The organism is Nocardioides sp. CFH 31398, from assembly GCF_022436705.1.
In the GTDB taxonomy this organism is placed as follows: Bacteria; Actinomycetota; Actinomycetes; order Propionibacteriales; family Nocardioidaceae; genus Nocardioides.
This window is the reverse complement of the sequence record NZ_JAKUHT010000028.1, coordinates 43,555-61,925: the sequence shown is the minus strand read 5'-3', so window position 1 is coordinate 61,925 and position 18,371 is coordinate 43,555. Positions and strand designations below refer to the sequence as shown.

General features: G+C 74.7%; 18 protein-coding genes. 15 read left to right on the top strand and 3 right to left on the bottom strand.

What is annotated here, in order from left to right:
- Window positions 1–18 precede the first annotated feature (18 nt).
- Complete coding sequence (locus MJ876_RS18575; protein ID WP_240238727.1) at window positions 19–1,212, bottom strand: 4-hydroxybenzoate 3-monooxygenase; 1,194 nt, start codon at window positions 1,210–1,212, stop codon at window positions 19–21.
- Between the two features lie 109 nt (window positions 1,213–1,321).
- Here MJ876_RS18575 and MJ876_RS18570 point away from each other — a divergent pair, with 109 nt between their 5' ends.
- Entirely contained in the window at window positions 1,322–1,750 is a 429-nt protein-coding gene (locus MJ876_RS18570) for a hypothetical protein (protein WP_240238725.1), read from the top strand.
- A gap of 16 nt (window positions 1,751–1,766) precedes the next feature.
- On the top strand, window positions 1,767–2,432 hold the full coding sequence (locus MJ876_RS18565) for a Type 1 glutamine amidotransferase-like domain-containing protein (RefSeq protein ID WP_240238723.1): 666 nt from the start codon (window positions 1,767–1,769) through the stop codon (window positions 2,430–2,432).
- 17 nt (window positions 2,433–2,449) lie between these two features.
- On the opposite strand, the gene MJ876_RS18560 is transcribed toward MJ876_RS18565, so the two are convergent.
- A complete protein-coding gene (locus tag MJ876_RS18560) occupies window positions 2,450–2,920 on the bottom strand; it encodes a DinB family protein (protein WP_240238721.1) in 471 nt (156 codons plus the stop codon).
- A gap of 91 nt (window positions 2,921–3,011) precedes the next feature.
- Here MJ876_RS18560 and MJ876_RS18555 point away from each other — a divergent pair, with 91 nt between their 5' ends.
- A complete protein-coding gene (locus MJ876_RS18555) occupies window positions 3,012–3,953 on the top strand; it encodes an NADP-dependent oxidoreductase (protein WP_240238719.1) in 942 nt (313 codons plus the stop codon).
- 95 nt (window positions 3,954–4,048) lie between these two features.
- On the opposite strand, the gene MJ876_RS18550 is transcribed toward MJ876_RS18555, so the two are convergent.
- The gene (locus MJ876_RS18550; protein WP_240238717.1) at window positions 4,049–5,233 is read right to left on the bottom strand and encodes an ROK family transcriptional regulator; all 1,185 of its coding nucleotides are present in this window, start codon (window positions 5,231–5,233) and stop codon (window positions 4,049–4,051) included.
- Window positions 5,234–5,414: 181 nt separating this feature from the next.
- Here MJ876_RS18550 and MJ876_RS18545 point away from each other — a divergent pair, with 181 nt between their 5' ends.
- The 12 genes from MJ876_RS18545 to MJ876_RS18490 all read left to right on the top strand — a co-directional run bounded on the left by MJ876_RS18545 (window position 5,415) and on the right by MJ876_RS18490 (window position 18,324).
- Window positions 5,415–6,677: an extracellular solute-binding protein gene (locus MJ876_RS18545; protein ID WP_240238715.1), complete on the top strand. Its 1,263-nt coding sequence runs from the start codon at window positions 5,415–5,417 to the stop codon at window positions 6,675–6,677.
- Window positions 6,674–7,636, top strand: coding sequence for a carbohydrate ABC transporter permease (locus tag MJ876_RS18540; RefSeq protein ID WP_240238713.1), 963 nt, complete (start codon window positions 6,674–6,676; stop codon window positions 7,634–7,636). The genes MJ876_RS18545 and MJ876_RS18540 overlap by 4 nt, the downstream gene beginning before the upstream one ends.
- On the top strand, window positions 7,633–8,484 hold the full coding sequence (locus MJ876_RS18535) for a carbohydrate ABC transporter permease (protein ID WP_240238711.1): 852 nt from the start codon (window positions 7,633–7,635) through the stop codon (window positions 8,482–8,484). Before MJ876_RS18540 ends, MJ876_RS18535 begins: the two co-directional genes overlap by 4 nt.
- Window positions 8,485–8,608: 124 nt before the next feature.
- Entirely contained in the window at window positions 8,609–8,923 is a 315-nt protein-coding gene (locus MJ876_RS18530; RefSeq protein WP_240238709.1) for an EthD family reductase, read from the top strand.
- Window positions 8,920–10,131 (top strand): Gfo/Idh/MocA family protein, encoded by a 1,212-nt coding sequence (locus MJ876_RS18525; protein ID WP_240238707.1) that lies wholly within the window; start codon window positions 8,920–8,922, stop codon window positions 10,129–10,131. The genes MJ876_RS18530 and MJ876_RS18525 overlap by 4 nt, the downstream gene beginning before the upstream one ends.
- Entirely contained in the window at window positions 10,128–10,970 is an 843-nt protein-coding gene (locus tag MJ876_RS18520; RefSeq protein ID WP_240238705.1) for a phosphoenolpyruvate hydrolase family protein, read from the top strand. The genes MJ876_RS18525 and MJ876_RS18520 overlap by 4 nt, the downstream gene beginning before the upstream one ends.
- A complete protein-coding gene (locus tag MJ876_RS18515; protein ID WP_240238703.1) occupies window positions 10,967–12,220 on the top strand; it encodes a Tm-1-like ATP-binding domain-containing protein in 1,254 nt (417 codons plus the stop codon). Before MJ876_RS18520 ends, MJ876_RS18515 begins: the two co-directional genes overlap by 4 nt.
- Entirely contained in the window at window positions 12,217–13,740 is a 1,524-nt protein-coding gene (locus tag MJ876_RS18510; RefSeq protein WP_240238701.1) for an NAD(P)/FAD-dependent oxidoreductase, read from the top strand. Before MJ876_RS18515 ends, MJ876_RS18510 begins: the two co-directional genes overlap by 4 nt.
- Window positions 13,728–14,825: an ABC transporter ATP-binding protein gene (locus MJ876_RS18505; protein ID WP_240238699.1), complete on the top strand. Its 1,098-nt coding sequence runs from the start codon at window positions 13,728–13,730 to the stop codon at window positions 14,823–14,825. The genes MJ876_RS18510 and MJ876_RS18505 overlap by 13 nt, the downstream gene beginning before the upstream one ends.
- Before the next feature lie 79 nt (window positions 14,826–14,904).
- Window positions 14,905–16,497: a rhodanese-like domain-containing protein gene (locus MJ876_RS18500; RefSeq protein ID WP_240238697.1), complete on the top strand. Its 1,593-nt coding sequence runs from the start codon at window positions 14,905–14,907 to the stop codon at window positions 16,495–16,497.
- Complete coding sequence (locus MJ876_RS18495; RefSeq protein WP_240238695.1) at window positions 16,494–17,801, top strand: NtaA/DmoA family FMN-dependent monooxygenase; 1,308 nt, start codon at window positions 16,494–16,496, stop codon at window positions 17,799–17,801. The genes MJ876_RS18500 and MJ876_RS18495 overlap by 4 nt, the downstream gene beginning before the upstream one ends.
- Window positions 17,802–17,829: 28 nt before the next feature.
- Entirely contained in the window at window positions 17,830–18,324 is a 495-nt protein-coding gene (locus MJ876_RS18490; RefSeq protein ID WP_240238693.1) for a 2'-5' RNA ligase family protein, read from the top strand.
- Window positions 18,325–18,371 lie beyond the last annotated feature (47 nt).

Below are 18,371 nucleotides of genomic sequence, written 5' to 3'. Positions count from 1 at the left end.
GGCCCGACCGCCGGGCGGCTAGCGGGCGCCGGGCCAGCCGGTGTAGGCCTCGGCGAGGTACGTCGACCCGGCCACCGACGAGCTGAGCAGCGCGAGCTCGCCCTCCTGTCGGCGGACGTCGAAGGGGCTCGCGTCGGGCAGCGTGTGGAGCATCGTGGTCATCCAGTACGAGAAGTGCTGCGTCTTCCACACCCGTCCGAGGGCGCGCTCGCTGTAGGTCTCGAGCGGGGCCGCGTCGCCCTTGCCGATCACCCGCTCCAGCTCCTCGGCGAGCACGCGGACGTCGGCGAGCGCCAGGTTCAGTCCCTTCGCGCCGGTGGGCGGCACGGTGTGGGCGGCGTCCCCGGCGAGCACGAGCCTGCCGTGGTGCATCGGCTCCTGCACGAAGCTGCGGAACGGCAGGACGCTGCGGGAGGTGATGGGCCCCTCCTTCAGCGTGTAGCCGTTGGCGCCGAGGCGACCCTGCAGCTCCGACCAGATGCGGTCGTCCGACCAGTCGTCGGGGTTCTCGGCCGGGTCGCACTGGAAGTACATGCGCTGCAGCGTCTCGGTGCGCGAGCTGATGAGGGCGAAGCCCTGCGGCGAGTGGTTGTAGATCAGCTCGGGGGCGCTGGGCGGGGCCTCGGTCAGGATCCCGAACCAGGCGAAGGGGTACTCGCGGAAGTACTGGCGGCGGGCGGTCTCCGGCACCTGCGCGCGGCAGTGGCTGCGGGAGCCGTCGGCGCCGACGACGACGTCGGCGACGAGCTCGTGCGCGACGCCGTCCGGGTCGGTGAACAGCACACGCGGGGTCTCGGACTCGACGTCGTGCACGCTGACCTCCGTGACCCCGAAACGGACGTCGCCCCCGTCGCGGGCGCGGGCGTCGGCGAGGTCGACGAAGACGTCGGTCTGCGGGTAGAGCTGCGTCGAGGCGCCGACGAGGCCCTGGAAGTCGATGCGGTGCCCGGTGCCGCCGAAGGCGAGCTCGATGCCGTCGTGGCGGTAGCCGTCGCGGAGCACCCGGTCGGAGACGCCCGACTCGACGAGGACGTCGACCGACTCCTGCTCGAGGATGCCGGCGCGGTGCGTCTCCTCGATCTCCCGCCGCGAGCGGACCTCGACCGCGACGGACTCGACCCCGGCGCGGGCGAGGAGGTGGGTCAGCAGCAGGCCGGCGGGGCCCGCGCCGACGACGGCGACCTGGGTGCGCGTGCGTGTGGTGGCGGTCACGGGGACCACGGTGCACCGGGCGGGGCCCGGCCGACGAGGCGGGTCTTCCGCTGGACGGAAACGCGTGACCGGCTGCCGGGTGTCGGAGCCCATCGGTAGCGTCCCGCCCATGCCCCGCTCCCCGCTCGCGTCCCTGCTGCTCGCGCTCGTGCTCGGCCTGCTCGTGGCCCCGGTCGCGCCCGCGTCCGGCGCGCCGTCGTCGCCGAGCGCCTCCGGGGGCTCGCCGGTCTTCGAGCGCTTCGCCCTGCGGGCGCCGACGGTGGGGCGTTCGGCGTTCTCGGTCGTCCTGGTCCGCCGCGGCTCCGCTGAGCGCGTGCGTGGCGCCACCGTGCGGTTCCGGGGCACCAGCGGGGGGCGGACCTACCGCGCCGCGCGCGACACGGGCGCCCGCGGTGTCGCCCGGTGGTCGCTCCCCCGCCGCAGCGCGCGGTTCACGTACCTGGAGGCGCGGTTCAGGCCGCGGCCCAGCGACACGACGTACGTCAGCCTCGGGCTGTGTCGTCGCGACGGCCGCTGGCGCGAGTGCGGCGCGGGCTGACGGGGACCGAGCGGTCGTGAAGCTGCTGCTGACGTCCGGGGGCGTCTCGAACCCCTCGATCCGTGAGGCACTCGTCGGGCTGCTCGGCCGCCCGGTCGAGGAGTCGACCGCGCTCGTGGTCCCGACGGCGAGCTGGGGCCACCCGATGACCGGCCCGGGCAACGCGTGGCGCTTCGTGGCGGGGCGCAGCGGCCTGCCCATGGCCGAGCTGGGGTGGCGCTCGGTCGGGCTCCTCGAGCTCACCGCCCTGCCCAGCATCGGGCGCGAGCGGTGGGAGCCGTGGGTGACCGAGGCCGACGTCCTGCTGGTCGGCGGCGGCGACGCTCTCTACCTGCACCACTGGCTGCACGAGTCCGGCCTCGCCGCGGTGCTGCCCTCCCTCGACGAGACCGTCTGGGTGGGCCTCAGTGCGGGCAGCATGGTCATGACGCCCCGCGTCGGCGCCGACTTCGTCGAGTGGGAGGCACCGTCGGGCACCGACGAGACGCTGGGCGTGGTCGACTTCTCGATCTTCCCGCACCTGGACTCCCCCGACCTGCCGGAGAACACGGCCGAGGAGGCCGCCCGGTGGGCCGCGGAGCTCGGCGGGCCGGCGTACGCCCTCGACGACGCGTCCGCGATCAGGGTCGTCGGCGGCGAGGTGGACGTCGTCTCCGAGGGGTCCTGGCGCCGCTTCGGCTGACCGCCCGCCGCAGGCCCTCAGGCGTCGCGGGCGGCGAGCAGCTGCTCGCGGAGGATGTCGGCGTGCCCGCTGTGGTGGGCGAGCTCGCGCAGCACCTGCAGCCGCAGCGCCCAGACGACCCGGGCGCCCTTGCCGTCCACCTCGTCGTCCATGGCGAGGTCGGCGAGCCGGCGTCGGGAGTCCTCGCAGGTGCGGCGGTACGCCGCGCTGATGCTCTCGACCGTGTCGTCGCGGCGCAGCGTGAACGACCGGCTCGGGGTCGAGGCGACCCCCAGGTCCTTCAGCGGGGTGCCGGTGACGGCCTGGTCGAACCACACGCGCTCGACGTACGTCACGTGCTTCACGAGGCCGAGCAACGTCGTCGCGGACGGCACGAGCCGAGCCCGGGCCTCCTCCTCGGTCAGGCCCTCCAGCGTCCCCAGGAGGTGCTCGCGGTACTCGTCGAGCAGCTCGTCGAGGCGGTGCTCCAGGTCATCGGTCCAACGCATGACCCCAGCCTGACCGACCGAGCCCCGTTCGGCACGTCGGTTTGCCGGTCCGGCAACCCGTGGCTCACCGCGCGTCGGGTACACCGGAAGGATGCGAGCCATCGGAGTGACCGAGTACGGCGGGCCGGAGGCCCTTCACGAGCTGGACCTGCCGGCGGAGGACCTCGGTCCGCACCAGGTGCGCCTGCGTGTCGCCGCCGCGGCGGTGAACCCCACCGACACCGGCCTGCGGTCCGGGATGCGCGACGAGTCGCCCACCGCTCCCCCGCCGGGCGCCGTTCCGGGCATGGACGTCGCCGGGACCGTCGTCGAGGTCGGCGACCCTGTCGAGGGCCTCGCCGAGGGCGACCGGGTGATGGGGATCGTCGTCCCCGACGGCCCGCACGGCGCCTACCGCGAGGACCTCGTCCTGTCCGCCCGCTCCGTCACGCCCGTGCCCGACTCCCTCTCGGACGCCGAGGCCGCGAGCCTGCCCATGAACGGGCTAACCGCGATGCTCGCCCTCGACCTGCTGGGGCTCGAGGCCGGTCAGGTGCTGGCGGTGACCGGCGCGGCGGGCGCGTTCGGCGGGTACGTCGTCCAGCTGGCCGTGGCCCGCGGGATCACCGTCGTGGCCGACGCCAAGGAGGGCGAGGAGGACCTCGTCCTCGGCCTCGGCGCGGACGTCGTCGTCCCGCGCGGCGACGGCGTCACCGAGGCGGTGCTCACCGAGCTCCCCGACGGCGTCGACGGGCTGGCCGACGGCTCGCTGCAGGGCGCCGACGTGCTGCCGATGGTGAAGGAGGGCGGCCACGTCGCGACCGTCCGCGGCTACCAGGGCGACGGCTCCCGCGGCCTGCACGTGCACCCCGTCTGGGTGCGCGAGGCCGCCGAGCGCCGCGACTGGCTCGACGAGCTGGTCCGCCTGGCCGTCACGGGCCAGGTCACCCCGCGCGTCGCCGACGTCCTCCCCGCCGCGGAGGCCCCCGACGCCCACCGCCGTCTCGAGGCCGGCGGCGTCCGCGGACGGCTGGTGCTCGACTTCACGGCCTGATCCGCGCGGTCGTGACAAGGGGAGGATCTCAGCGCCCCATGCGCTGAGATCCTCCGTCCTCCCGAGGTCTCCTCGCGCCCCTCCCCGCTGGCGCCTCACGCCTCGCGCGGCAGCAGCGTGTCGACGTGGGCGGGGTCGAGGGCGAGCTCGATGACGGCGGTGGCGGCGCCCTTCAGGGCGGCGTCGTCGCCGTACCGCGCCGCCTCGAGCCGCACGTGGCGGCTGGCGGCGGGGACGGCGGCCCGGTAGAGCCCCTCCCGCAGCCCGGCCACCAGGTGGTCGCCGCCGTCGGCGAGGTAGCCCCACACCACGACGACGTCCGGGTTCAGCAGGTTCACCGCACCGGCGAGCACCCCGCCGATCCGGCGGCCGGCCTCGCGGACGGCGTGCGTCGCGTCGACGTCCCCGCCGGCGGCCAGGGCGGCCACCTCGCGGGCCGACGCCACGGGGTGGCCGGCCGCGGCGAGGTCGCGGGCGAGCGCTCCGCCGCTCGCGACGGCGTTGAGGCAGCCGACGTTGCCGCACACGCACGGCGCCTCCGCACCGGCGACGGCGGTGTGGCCGATCTCGCCGGCGATGCCGCTGCCGCCGCCGACGCTGCGTCCGTCGACGACGACCCCGCACTCGACGACGGTGCCGACCTTGAGCCCCAGCAGGACGGTGGCGCCGGGGTGGAAGCTGCGCTGCTCCGCGCTGGCCAGCAGGCTCACCGCGCGGTCGACGCCGATGGGGACGTCCCAGGCCTCGGCGAGGATCGCGCGCACGCCGTACGGCGACCACGCCGCGGGCGGCGCCGTGCCCCCCGGCGCGGTGTCGAGCTCGATCCGGCCCGGCAGGCCCACGCCGACCCCGGCGACGTCGTCGTGGGTGCGACCGGTCGCGGCGAGGCACTGCTCGAAGGCGGTCTGCACCTCCTCCACGAGCGCCCGGGGCCCCTGGCCGACGGCGACGTCGGCGGTGACGGTGTGCAGGATCGTCCCCGACAGGTCGGTGACGCCGACCCGCATGCCGCTCATGCCGACCTGCGCCACGAGCGCGACCCGCGCCGTCGGGTCGAACCGGAACACGGACGCCGGCCGGCCCCGGCCCTGCGCCGGCGCGAGCTCCGCGCTGACCAGACCGCGGCCCACGAGCAGGTCCACGCGCTCGGAGACGGTCGACCGGGCCAGGCCCATCGCTGCCGACAGCTCGGCGATCGTCGTCGCGGAGCCGCTGCGGATCAGCGAGAGGGCCTCGCCGGCGCGCGACGTACGACCGACCAGGTCGGGCAGTGTGCTCACGCCAGGGCTCCTTCGGTGAGTGGACCGGTGAGTGGATCGTGGATCGGTGAGACGGATCAGGGTGCTCGGGAGACGGTGCAATTCGGTGGTTGACCGATCGTATGACGGTTGTTGACAGTACGTTGCGTCCGAATTACGTTGCGCGTCAACATATACCGACGAAGTCGAGTTTGGGGTCCACATGCGCGTCCGACGACTGTCGAAGACCGGCGCCCTCGCCGCCACCGCCTGCCTCGTCCTGGCCTCCTGCGGGGGCGGCTCCGACTCCGACGAGGAGTCCAGCAGCGGCCCGCAGACGCTGACCATCTGGCACTACTACACCGCCGACGGCCAGATCGCGGCCCTCGAGCGGCAGAACCAGCTCTTCGCCGAGTCCAACCCCGACGTCGAGTTCGAGGTCGTCCAGATCCCGTTCGAGCAGCTGCCCACCCGCCTGCTGTCCACCGCCACGACGCAGGACGGTCCCGACATCGTCCTCGACAACGTCGTCGTCGACTTCCCCGCGCTCGCCGGCTCCGGGGTGCTGACCGACCTCACGCCGTACTGGGAGGAGTACGCCGACGCCGACCAGGTCTCGGACTCCTCGGTCTGGCGGCTGGACGACGAGGTCTACAACGTCATGTCGTACACGAACCTGCTCGGCCTCTACTACAACGCCGACATCCTCGACGAGCTCGGCATCGAGCCGCCCGAGACGGTCGACGAGTTCCAGGCCGCCCTCGAGCAGGTCGCGGACGACGGGCAGTACACGCCGCTGACGATGTCGGGCGCGCCGACCGTCGAGGGCGCGTGGATGTACTTCCCGCTCCTGCTGGGCGAGGGCGTCGACTACTGCAACCTCGACGACGCCACCCTGGAGGACGCGCTGAGCCGCCTGCAGTCCTGGTCCGAGGACGGCATCCTGCCCCGCGAGGCCGCCAACTGGGACCAGACCGACGCGTGGACGCAGTTCGCCTCCGGCGACGCGGCGTTCGGCATCAACGGCAACTGGAACCTCGGCGCGGCCGCGGACCTGCCGTTCGAGCTGGGCTCGACGCAGTACCCCGCCGGCAGCGACGGCAGCCGGGTCTTCCCCGGCGGCGAGGGGCTCGGCATCGGCGCCTTCGCCGACGACCCGGACCTGGCGTGGCAGTACATCGAGGACGCCTGGCTCTCGCCCGAGGCGGGCCTGATCAACTTCGAGGACTCCGGCCAGATCCCCACCCGCGCGGACGTCGCCTCCCAGCCGGAGGTCGCGGACGACGAGCTCGTCGCCCCGTTCGTGGAGGCGGCGAGCAACACCGCCTCGTGGCCGCTGAACGAGGAGACCGCCCAGATGCAGACCGTGATCGGCCAGGTCGGCAGCTCGGTCATCTCCGGTGAGTCGGACGCCGCCGAGGCCGCCGAGCGCGGCGTGACCGGGGTCGAGGACGCCAAGGAAGAGGGCGGCGGGGGCTGCGCGTGACCTCGACCGCGGGCGTCACGGACTCCGCCGGGGGCGCTCCCCCGGCGGTGGCGGAGGAGCCGGCGCCGGGGGGTCCGGGGGAGACCCGGCGCGGGCTCCCTCGGCCGCACCTGGCGGCGTACCTCGTGCCCGCCGTGGTCGTCTGCGCCGCTCTCGGCGTCTACCCGATCGTGCAGATGGTGCGGATGTCGGTCAGCGACGTCGGCCCGGCGACCCTGATCGCCGACTGGGAGTTCCTCGGCGCCGAGAACTACCGCGAGGTGCTCGACTCCGACACCTTCTGGCCCGCCGTGAGGGCCACGTTGGTCTTCACCGGCGTGCTGCTCGTGGTCGACCTCGTCATCGGCTACGTCGCCGCGGCGGTCCTCGCCCGGCCCAGTCGGCTCACCAGCGCGGTGCTGTCGCTCATGGTGTTCGTGTGGGCGCTGCCGCCCCTGGTCTCGGGGAGCGTCTGGAAGTTCCTGCTCGCCGGCGACGGCCTGGTGAACTCGACGCTCGAGCTGGTCGGCCTGCCTGCCGTGGACTGGCTCAGCGACCCCGACCTCGCGCTGTGGTCGGTGAGCCTGGTGGCGGCGTGGGCGAGCCTGCCGTTCGCGATCCTCATCATCCGCGGCGGGATGCTCGCCATCCCGACGGAGGTCCTCGAGGCGGCCTCGCTGGACGGCGCCGGCCCGGTGCGGCAGGCGGTCAGCGTCGTGATCCCGCTGCTGCGCCCGACGCTCGCCGTCCTGACGATCCTCGTCGTGCTCTACGCCTTCCGCAGCTTCGACTTCGTCTACGTCATGACCTCCGGCGGGCCCGGCACCGTGACCACGACCCTGCCGTTCCTGGCCTACCAGGAGGCGTTCCGCACCTACTCCTTCGGGATCGGTGCCGCCATCGCCTCGGTGCTGATGGTCGTGATCGCCCTGCTCGCCGTCCCCTACGCGTGGGGCGTCCGGAAGGAGGAGTCGGCGTGAGTGCCCTGACCTCGCCCGCCCGGCGTCCGGTGCGGCTGCCGCGCCCCGGCACCCTGGTCGCGCTGCTGCTCGGCGTGGTCTACCTCGTGCCGCTGCTGTGGATCGTGCTGACCGCGCTGAAGTCCGACGAGGTCATCGCCTCCCAGCCAAACGCGATCGTGTTCACGCCCTCGCTGTCGACGTTCTCCGACATCCTCGAGGTCGCGTCGACCTCGGTGTGGACGTCGTTCCGCGTCGCCGCCGCGGTGACCGTGCTCGTGCTCGCGGTCGCCGTCCCCGCGGCGTACGCGCTGGGCCGGCGGACCGGCCCCTGGTGGGCGCGGGTCGTGGCCTGGGTCCTGGCGCTCTTCCTCGTCCTGCAGATGGTGCCGCAGCCGATGGCCGTCATCCCGCTGTACGGGATCCTCGCCGAGTGGCAGCTCGTCAACGACGTGTGGGGCCTCGTGCTCGCCGACGTCGCGCTGCTCGCGCCGTTCGCGGTGCTGCTGATGCGACCCTTCGTGCTGGGCATCCCCACCGAGCTGTACGAGGCGGCGCAGATGGACGGCGCCTCCGGCTTCCGCACCTTCCGGTCGATCGTGCTGCCGATGCTGCCGAACGGCATCGCCACCGTCGGCGCGATCGTCTTCATCATCACGTGGGGTGAGTTCATCTACGCCACGACGCTGCTGACCGACCCCGCGCAGCTGCCCGTGTCGGGGCTGCTGGCGCAGCAGACCTCGCTGTACGCGACGAGCTGGAACCGGCTGATGGGGCTCGCGCTGCTGACGTCGATCCCGCTGCTGGTCGTCTTCCTCGTCGCCAAGCGCCGCCTCGTCGAGGGGCTGTCCGTGGGAGCGGTGAAGTGAGGGCGCTCCCGGTGGGCGGGCAGGGAGCGAGCCCCGGCGCCGCTCGGTCACCGCTCGACCACCTCGGGTGGCGCGCCCCGGCCACCGACGACGACGACGACGACAAGGAGATGACGTGCACCGCATGACCATCCTCTACGGCCGCCCCGACGACCCGGCGGAGTTCGACCGGTACTACCGGGAGGTCCACCTGCCGATCGCGGAGAAGATGCGCGGGCTCACCGGGTGGAACCTCACGTGGACCGACGACCAGACCGGGGAGTCCCCGGCGGTCGGTGGGGACGTGTACCTCGTCGTCGACCTCCTCGCCGAGTCGGCCGAGGCGATGGACGCCGTCCTCGCCTCGCCGGAGGGGCAGGCGGCGTCGGCGGACGTGCCGAGGTTCGCCACCGGCGGCGTCGTCTTCCTGCGCGGCACCCAGGAGCAGGTCGACCTGTGAGCGGCAGCACGACGGTGGACGTCGCGATCGTCGGCCTGGGGTTCGGGGAGGACTTCCTGCCCGTCTACCAGGCCCACCCCGCCGTGGGGCGGGTCGCGATCGTCGACACCGACGAGCGTCGGCTCGCCGACGTCGGCGACCGGTACGGCGTCCCCGACCGGTTCACCGACGTCCACGCCCTGCTCGCCACCGACGCCTGGGACGCCGTCCACGTGCTCGCGCCGGTCTCGTTCCACGCCGCGCTCAGCCTGGCCGTGCTCGAGTCGGGCCGCCACTGCGCGTGCGCCGTCCCGATGGCCACCTCGCTGGACGACGTCCACGCCCTCGTGGAGACGCAGGCCAGGACCGGGCTCGTCTACACGATGATGGAGACCGCCGTCCGCGGCCGCGAGTACGCCGCGGTCGAGCGGCTGCACCGCGACGGGGCGCTGGGCACGCTGACCGGCTACCACGGCTTCCACGTCCAGAACCTCGACGGCTACCCGGAGTACTGGCGCGGCTACCCGCCGATGCAGTACGCCACCCACGCCCTCGCCCCGGCGCTCGCGCTGGAGCAGACGTACGTCGAGCAGGTCGTCTGCCTCGGCTCCGGGCGCCTCACCCCCGACCGCCTCGGCGCCTCCGGCAACCCGTTCCCGACCCAGGTGGGCCTGTTCACCCTCGCCGGCTCGGACCTGCTCGCCCAGGTGACGCTGTCGTTCTTCCAGACCGCGCGGCCCTACACGGAGGGCTTCGACGTGTACGGCGACGCCGGCAGCGTCGAGTGGCCCCGCGTGGACGGCGACCCGCTGCGCCACTACGCAATGCAGGCGCTCGACCCCACGCTGCCCGACCGCGGCCTGCGCGGGCGACGCTCGACCCTGACCCCCCTCGAGCCGGTCGACGAGACCGCCGGTCTCCCGGTCGAGGTGACGCCGTACCTGTCGGCGTTCGACGTCCCGGACGGCGCCGGCGGCACGCTCCGCCGGGGCGCCGAGCACGGCGGTTCCCACCCCCGGCTGGTGCACGAGTTCGTCACCGCCTGCGTCACCGGCACCCAGCCGCCGCTGGACGCGGTGACGTCCGCGCGGTTCACCGCGCCGGGCATCTGCGCCCACGAGTCCTCCCTGCGGCACGGGGCGCCCGTCGCCGTGCCGCCCTTCACGCCCAGCTCCACGACCAGCCAGGAAGCCGCCCTCTCGGGCGCCACGAAAGGAAGCCACCGATGACGACCCGTGACGAGGTCCTGGCCCGGCTGCGCGCCCAGGTGGAGCAGGGCCGACCGATCGTCGGCACTGGCGCCGGCACGGGCATCAGCGCGAAGTTCGCCGAGCGCGGCGGGGCCGACCTGATCCTCATCTACAACTCGGGCCGCTTCCGGATGGCCGGGCACGGCTCGAACGCCGGGCTGCTGGCGCTGGGCGACGCGAACGCGATCGTCCTCGAGATGGGCGAGCGGGAGGTGCTGCCGGTGGTGCAGGACGTCCCCGTCATCGCCGGCGTGAACGGCACCGACCCGACCCGCGTCATGCCGCGCTTCCTGCGCACCCTCGAGCAGGCCGGGTTCGCGGGGGTCATCAACTTCCCCAGCCACGGGATCATCGACGGCCGCTGGCGCGAGAGCCTGGAGGCCACCGGCTTCGGCTACGACCGCGAGGTCGACATGATCGCGACCGCCTCGCAGCTGGGCCTGTTCACGATGGCCTACGTGTTCACCCCCGACGAGGCCCGCCGCATGGCGGAGGCCGGGGTCGACGTCGTCGTCGCCCACATGGGCCTGACCGTCGGCGGGTCGATCGGCGCGAGCAGCGACTTCGCCACGTCGCTCGACGACTGCGTCGCGCTGATCGAGGAGATCGCGACCTCGGCACGGAAGGTGAACCCCGATGTGCTCGTCGTCAGCCACGGCGGACCCCTCGCCGGGCCCGACGACGTCGCCTACGTGCTGGGTCGGACGACGACCGTCGGGTTCGTCGGCGCGTCCAGCATCGAGCGGATCCCGATCGAGGAGCCCATCGCCGACGTCGTCTCGACGTTCAAGCAGCTGCCGATGGGTCCGTTGCCGTGAGCGCACCCGCCAGCGACCGGCCGACGGTGGTCGTCCTCGGCGCCTGGGACACCAAGGCGGAGCCCCTCGGCCGGCTGGTCGACGGCCTGAGGGCCCGCGGCTGCGCCGTCCACCGGGTCGACTTCGGGACCCGCTCGGACGCCGACGCCGAGACCACGGCCGCCGACCTCGCCGACCGGACGGGCGTCGACCGGGGCGGGGACGCCGGCCGCGCCGCCACGCTCGCCGCGATGGGCGCCGCCGCGGCCGAGGTCGTCGCCGGCCTGCACGCCGCGGGCCGGGTCGACGGGCTCGTCTCGGCCGCCGGGTCGGGCGGGGCGGACGTCTTCGCCGCCGTCCTGCCCGCCCTGCCCTTCGGCGTCCCGAAGGTGCTCGTCTCGACCATCGTCGCGGGCGACACCCGCCCCTACCTGCAGGGCCTGGACGCCCAGCTCGTCTTCCCCGTCGTCGACGTCGAGGGCGACAACCACGTGCTGCGCTCGGTCCTCGACCGTACCGCCGCGTCCCTGGCGGCGCAGGCCACCGAGCACCACGCGGCCCGGGCGACACCGTCGCCGGGCGAGACCACCGGGATGCGGGCCGAGCCGCACGGGACCGTCGCGGTCTCGATGTTCGGGATCACCACGCCCTGCGTCGGCCACGTCCGGCACCGGCTCGAGGCCCGCGGCGACGAGGTCCTCGCCTTCCACGCGAACGGCACGGGCGGCGCCTCGATGGAACGGCTGGTCGCCGACGGCCTGGTCGACGCCGTCGTCGACGTCACCACGACCGAGCTCGCCGACCTCGTCGCGGGCGGCACCCTGTCGGCCGGCGAGGACCGGCTGACGGCGGCCGCGGCGGCCGGCGTCCCGCAGGTCGTCGTCCCCGGCGCGCTCGACACGATCAACTTCGGGCCGCCCGACACCGTCCCCCCGGCGATGCGGGGGCGGACCATCCACCAGCACAACCGGTTCGTCACGCTGGTGCGCACGGACGCCGAGGAGTCGGCCCGGCTGGGCGAGCTCGTCGGCGAGCGGGTCGCCCGCTCGCCGGCCACGACCACTGTCGTCCTGCCCCTCGGCGGGGTGTCCGCCCTCGACGTGCCCGGCGGCGACTTCTGGGACCCGGAGGCCGACGAGGCGTTCCGCGCCGCGCTGCGTCGCACGGCCGGCGACGACGTCCGGGTCGTCACCTCCGAGCACCACGTGAACGACGAGGCGTTCGCCGAGGTCCTCGTCGCCGAGCTCGACCGGCTGCGGGGCCGCGGATGAGCGGCACCGCGGCGACCCGCCGACCCGACGTCGTCGTGGTCGGCGCCGGGATGGCCGGCCTCGCCGCGACGCGGTGGCTGCGCTCGGAGGGCTTCGTCGTCCTCACCCTCGAGGCGTACGACGACCTCGGCGGGCAGTGGCACCGCGACAACCCGTCGTCCGGGGTGTGGCCGCAGATGCGGACGAACACCGCCTCGTTCCTGACCCGGTTCTCCGACGTCGACCACCCCGACGGCACCGCCGTCTTCCCCCGCAACGGCGAGGTCCTCGACCTGCTCCGCACCTACGCCGCGCAGCACGACCTCCACGAGTCGCTGACGTTCGGTGCGCGCGTCGACGAGGTGGCCCTGCTCGAGCGGGGCGGCTACCGGGTCACCTGGACGCGCGCCGGCACCACCGCCTCCGTCGAGACGCCGCGGGTCGTCGTCGCCACCGGCCGCTACACCACGCCCGAGCCGCCGCCGGTCCCCGGCTGGGACACCTTCGGGGGCCGCACCGAGCACGCCTTCGACTACCCCGGCCCCGAGGCCTTCCGCGACCAGCGGGTCGTGGTGTGCGGGGGCGCGATCTCCGCGCTGGAGGTCCTCACCGACCTCGCGACCGGCGGCGCCGCCGAGGTCCACCTCGCGCAGCGCCGGCAGCGCTACGTCATGCCCAAGATGTACGTCGGCACGCCGGTCGAGTCCTACGTCTTCACCCGCGCGCTCGCCGAGGGCGTCACGAGCACCCCGCTGCCGCAGCAGGTCGCCGCCGCCGAGGCCCGCGTCCTGCGCCTCGCGGGCAACCCCGCCGACTACGGCGCGCCCGCGCCCCACCCCGACTTCGCCCTCGCGGGCGTCACGGGCAGCCAGTCGTACCTCAACCTCGTCGCCGAGGACCGCGTCGTCCTGCACGGCTGGCCCACCGGCACGGCGGGGCGCACCGTGCGGTTCGCCGACGGCGACGTGGAGGACGTCGACGTCCTGCTCGCGGCCACCGGCTTCGTCCTGGACCTGCCGTTCCTCGACGCACGGATCAGCACCACCCTCGGCCTCGGGCCGCACGGCTGCACCGCCGCGGACTTCACCTTCCACCCCGACCTCCCCGGCCTCGCGCTCGCGGGCCTGTGGGCCCAGCTGGGGCCCTACGCCGTCCCGCTGGAGCAGCAGGCCCGCTTCATCGCGTACACGTTCAGCGGACGCGCCCCGGCGTACGGGGAGGCGGCGATGCGCGCCGGCCTGGAGGCGTGCGTCCGCGAGGGCCACCACGTCGGCTACCGCGAGCAGCACGAGATGGCGCTGCGCTTCGGTCGCCTCGCCGGGGTCGACCCGACCCCCGACCGGCTCGGCGACGACGCCCTGCTGCGCGCGCTGCTCCCCCGCGTCGCGCAGAGCGCCGACGTGTTCCGCCTGGTCGGTCCCGACCCCGACCCGGGCGCGCGGGAGAGGATCCTGCGCGACGCCCGCCGCTTCGCCGCCCCCGAGGTGCGGCAGTGGCTGGCCCACGACGAGCACCCCCAGGAGGTCCCATGGCCGGCGTGAGGTTCGAGAAGGCCCGGCGGGTCTACCCCGGCTCCTCCGAGCCGGCGGTGCACGGCATCGACCTGGACATCGCCGACGGCGAGTTCATGGTGCTGGTCGGCCCCTCGGGCTGCGGCAAGTCGACGACGCTGCGGATGCTCGCCGGGCTCGAGGAGGTCGACGGCGGCCGGGTCCTCATCGGGGACCGTGACGTCACGGCCGTCCCGCCGCAGGACCGCGACATCGCCATGGTGTTCCAGTCCTACGCGCTCTACCCGCACATGACCGTCGCCGACAACATGGGTTTCGCCCTCAAGGTCGGGCGCGTGGGCAGGGCCGAGCGGCGCGCACGCGTCGAGAAGGCCGCGGCGATGCTCGGCCTGACCGACTACCTCGACCGCAAGCCGAAGGCGCTGTCCGGCGGTCAGCGGCAGCGGGTGGCGATGGGCCGCGCGATCGTGAGGAGCCCGCAGGTCTTCTGCATGGACGAGCCGCTGTCGAACCTCGACGCGAAGATGCGGGTGCAGACCCGCGCCGACATCGCGCGGGTCCAGGCCGAGCTCGGCACGACGACCGTCTACGTCACCCACGACCAGGTCGAGGCGATGACGATGGGCGACCGTGTCGCGGTGATGAAGGACGGCGTCCTGCAGCAGGTCGACACCCCGCTCGCGCTCTACCGCGACCCCGCCAACCTGTTCGTCGCGGGCTTCATCGGCTCCCCGCAGATGAACCTCGTCGAGGCGGACGTCGAGGGCGACCACGCCCGCGTCGGCGCGTACGCCGTCCCGCTGGCGCCGGCGGTCGCCGCGCAGGTCACCGGCCCGGTGACGCTGGGGGTCCGGCCCGAGTCGTGGCGCCTGGTCGGCGCCGCCGAGAGGGGTCTCGAGGCCGAGGTCCTCGTGGTCGAGGAGCTCGGCGCCGACTCCTACGTCCACGCCCGCCGCGCGGGCGCCGGGATCGACGTCCTGCCGCTCGTCGTCCGCACCGACGGGCGGGCCGTCCCCGGTGGTGGCGCCACCCGGGGGGAGACGGTGCACGTCGCGGTCGACCCGGGCGACGTCTTCGTCTTCGACACGGCCTCGGGAGCGCGGTTGCGGGCCTGAGGGGCGCCGGCCCGGCCCCACACCGGGCCGGCGCAGGACGAACCGTACAAGATCGATCGACAAAGAGGAGGCTCGCCCTGTGACCCCCGCCGCGCTGCGTTCCCTGCTGACGGGCCCCGACTCCCACGGGCGGGAGCTCGCCGTGCTCGACGTCCGCTCCCCCCTGGCCCGCAGCCGCGGCCACCTCGCCCGCAGCAGCGGCGTCCCGCTGCACGGGCTCGAGGAGCGCGTCACCGCCCTCGTCCCCCGCCGGTCGACCCCGGTCGTGCTCGCCTCCGACCCCGACCTCGACGCCTGGGCCGCGCGGGTCCTCGCCGGCCTCGGGTACGACGACGTCTCCCTGCTCGACGGCGGGGCGGCCGGGTGGGCCGCGGCCGGCGAGCGGCTCCACACCGGCAGCGGGGTGCGGCCCAAGACGCTCGGCGAGCAGGTCGAGCGGGACCTCGGCACCCCGACCGTCGACGCCGCCACCGTCGAGGGGTGGCGCGCGGCGGGCGAGGACGTCGTCGTCCTCGACGCCCGCCCGCACGCGGAGTACGTCCACCACCACGTGCCCGGCGGTCTCGACACCGGCGGCGGCGCCGAGCTCGCCCTGCGTGCCCTGCCCGCGCTCGCCGCCCTGCCGGCCACCACCCGGGTGGTCGTGAACTGCGCCGGTCGCACCCGCGGCATCGTCGGCGCGCAGACGCTGCGCGAGCTCGGCGTCGTGCAGCCGGTGCACTCGTTGCACCACGGACTGCCCGCGTGGGGCTGGGCCGGGCTGGACGTCGAGTCCGGCGCCCGCGAGGCGCTCCCCGCGCCGGGCGACGTGCCGGACGACGTCCGGGCGCGGGCCCGCGCCGCCCTCGGCGCGCTCGGGGTGCCGGTGGTCGACCTGCCGGTCGCGGAGGAGGGCGGCCGGACGACGTACCTCGTCGACGTGCGGAGCCCCGCCGAGCACGCGGCGGGCGTCGTCGCCGGCGCCCGCGGCATCCAGGGCGGCCAGCTGGTGCAGGCGACCGACGACCACCTCGCCGTCCTCGGCGCGCGGGTGGTGCTCGTCGACTCCGACGACCTGGTCCGGGCCGCCACGACCGCCCGGTGGCTGCGGCCGTTGCACGACGGGCCGCTGGCGGTCGCCGTCCACGACCCCGGTCTCGTCGGACCCTCCCCCGCCCCGCCCGCCCCGCCGGCGGTGCCGGTGCTGCCTCCCGGCACCGTGCCGGACGGCGACGACCTGGTGCTCGACCTGCGGACCTCCGCGCACTACCGCGAGGGACACCTGCCCGGCGCCGTCCTGTCGCGTCGCGATGACCTGCCGGCGCTCACCACCGGGGTCGACGGCCGGGTCGTCCTGGTCGGCGGCGGCGGTCTGCCCGCCCCCGAGGGCCACGACCTGCAGGCGCCACCGCGACACCCGGTCGAGGCCGCGTGGGCCGCCGCCGAGCTGCGCGGGGCCGGGGTGGACGCCGTCGTGCTGTCGTGGTCGCCGGACCTGCCCGCCACGACCGACGACGAGCGCGTCGCGGGAGGCGAGGTCGTCGACCACGTCGGACCACCGGACTTCGGGCCGGCGCGCGACGCCTGGTACCGCGACTACTTCGCCTGGGAGCACGCGCTGCTCGACCTCACCGCCGGCGACCCCGACTTCGCCTTCGACCTGACCGCCCACGACACCAGGGAGCAGCCATGAGCCGGGACCAGCGGCAGATGAAGCTGATCGTCAACATGCAGCCCTCCGGCGTCCACCAGGGCGCGTGGATGGCGCCCGGGGCGAACCCGAGGGCGTTCGTCGACCTCGACAACTACCGACGGATCGCCCGCGCCTGCGAGCGCGGTCGGATCGACGGGGTGTTCCTCGCCGACTTCCTCGCCCTCCAGCCGGAGTCGTCGCGGCAGCCGCGGTGGACGCTGGACCCCGTCGTCCTGCTGTCGGCGCTGGCGGCGGAGACGACGCACCTCGGCCTGGTGTGCTCGATCAGCACGACCTTCTCCGAGCCGTACCAGGTCGCCCGCGTCGTGGCCTCCCTCGACCACGTCAGCGGCGGGCGCACGGGGTGGAACGTCGTGACGAGCTTCGACCCGAACTCGGCGCGGAACTTCGGCCTGGCCGACCTGCCGGAGAAGGCCGACCGCTACCGCCGCGCCGGGGAGTTCCTCGACGTGGTCGGCGCGCTGTGGAGCAGCTGGGAGCCGGACGCCCTCGCGCTCGACCCGGCGTCCGGGACCTTCATCGACACCGCCAAGGTGCACCCCGTCGACCACGATGGCGAGTTCTTCACCGTGGCCGGCCCCCTGCAGGTGCCGCCGCCCCCGCAGGGCCGGCCGGTGCTGTTCCAGGCCGGCGCGTCCGGGCCGGGTCGCGACCTCGCCGCGCGGTACGCCGACGCCGTCTTCGCCGCCCAGCTCACGCTGGAGTCGGCGCGCGACTACCGCGACGGCCTGCGCGCCGGCGCGGTCGCCGCGGGCCGGGCGGCGGACGACGTCACCCTCTTCCCCGGCGTCACCGTCGTCGTCGGTGAGACGAAGGAGAAGGCGGTCGCCAAGCGCGCCGCCCTCGACGACCTCGTGGGCGGGGCCCCGGCACGGCTCACCAGCCTGGAGTACTTCCTCGGCCTCGAGCCGGGCTCGCTCAGGGTCGACGAGACGATCCCGGACGCGGCGCGGGTGCCGACCACCAGCGGCACCGAGGGGTTCCGCCAGGCCGTCGTGTCGTTCTTCGACACCCCGGGCCGCACGGTCGGCGACTTCCTGCGCGAGGGCTCCATCGGTCACCGCTCGCTCGTCGGCGACGTCACCGAGGTGGCCGACGACCTGGAGCGCTGGTTCACCGAGGGCGCGGCCGACGGGTTCGTGCTCATGGTCGACTCCTCCCCCGACGGCGTGGAGTCGTTCGTGGACCTCGTCGTCCCCGAGCTGCAGCGACGCGGCCTGTTCCGCACCGAGTACGACGAGGACCCCCGCCTCGGCGTCCGCCTGGGGGTCCGACCGGGCTGAGGTGCACGCGTCGGGGTACCCCGAGGCCGTGGACCCCCTCGTCGTCACCCTCGAGCTCGACGCCGAGCACCAGCAGCGCTTCGACGCCGAGCGCGCCGAGCTGTTCCCTCGCTCGCCGGTCGGTGCTCACCTGACGCTGTTCCACGCCGTCCCCGGCGAGCGGCTCGAGCGGGTGCTCGCGGACGTCGCCGCCGAGGCCGACCGGCCGGCGTTCACGCTGCGCGTCACCGAGGTGATGGCGCTCGGCCGCGGCGCGGCGTACCGGCTGGAGGCGCCCGAGCTCGTCGCGCTGCACCGGCGGCTGCAGCAGGCCTGGGCGGACGACCTCACCCGCCAGGACTCCCAGGGCCTCCGCCCCCACGTGACGGTCCAGAACAAGGCGACGCCCGAGGTGGCCCGCGCCACCCTCGAGCGACTGCGGGGCTCCTTCACCCCCACCACCGCCACCGCCGACGCCCTCGCCGTCTGGCGCTACGTCGGCGGCCCCTGGGACCCCGTGCAGCGCTTCTCGTTCACCACCTGAGGTGGTCGAGCGCGTCGGGACCGCCGGGCGACGTCCGCCGCCCCGAG

Excerpts from the sequence above, each read along its gene's own strand:
- MJ876_RS18560 (WP_240238721.1), bottom strand. The coding sequence starts at position 2,920 with ATGCGTTGGACCGATGACCTGGAGCACCGCCTCGACGAGCTGCTCGAC.
- MJ876_RS18495 (WP_240238695.1), top strand. The coding sequence starts at position 16,494 with ATGAGCCGGGACCAGCGGCAGATGAAGCTGATCGTCAACATGCAGCCC.
- MJ876_RS18505 (WP_240238699.1), top strand. The coding sequence starts at position 13,728 with ATGGCCGGCGTGAGGTTCGAGAAGGCCCGGCGGGTCTACCCCGGCTCC.
- MJ876_RS18520 (WP_240238705.1), top strand. The coding sequence starts at position 10,128 with ATGACGACCCGTGACGAGGTCCTGGCCCGGCTGCGCGCCCAGGTGGAG.
- MJ876_RS18545 (WP_240238715.1), top strand. The coding sequence starts at position 5,415 with ATGCGCGTCCGACGACTGTCGAAGACCGGCGCCCTCGCCGCCACCGCC.
- MJ876_RS18530 (WP_240238709.1), top strand. The coding sequence starts at position 8,609 with ATGACCATCCTCTACGGCCGCCCCGACGACCCGGCGGAGTTCGACCGG.
- MJ876_RS18570 (WP_240238725.1), top strand. The coding sequence starts at position 1,322 with ATGCCCCGCTCCCCGCTCGCGTCCCTGCTGCTCGCGCTCGTGCTCGGC.
- MJ876_RS18555 (WP_240238719.1), top strand. The coding sequence starts at position 3,012 with ATGCGAGCCATCGGAGTGACCGAGTACGGCGGGCCGGAGGCCCTTCAC.
- MJ876_RS18510 (WP_240238701.1), top strand. The coding sequence starts at position 12,217 with ATGAGCGGCACCGCGGCGACCCGCCGACCCGACGTCGTCGTGGTCGGC.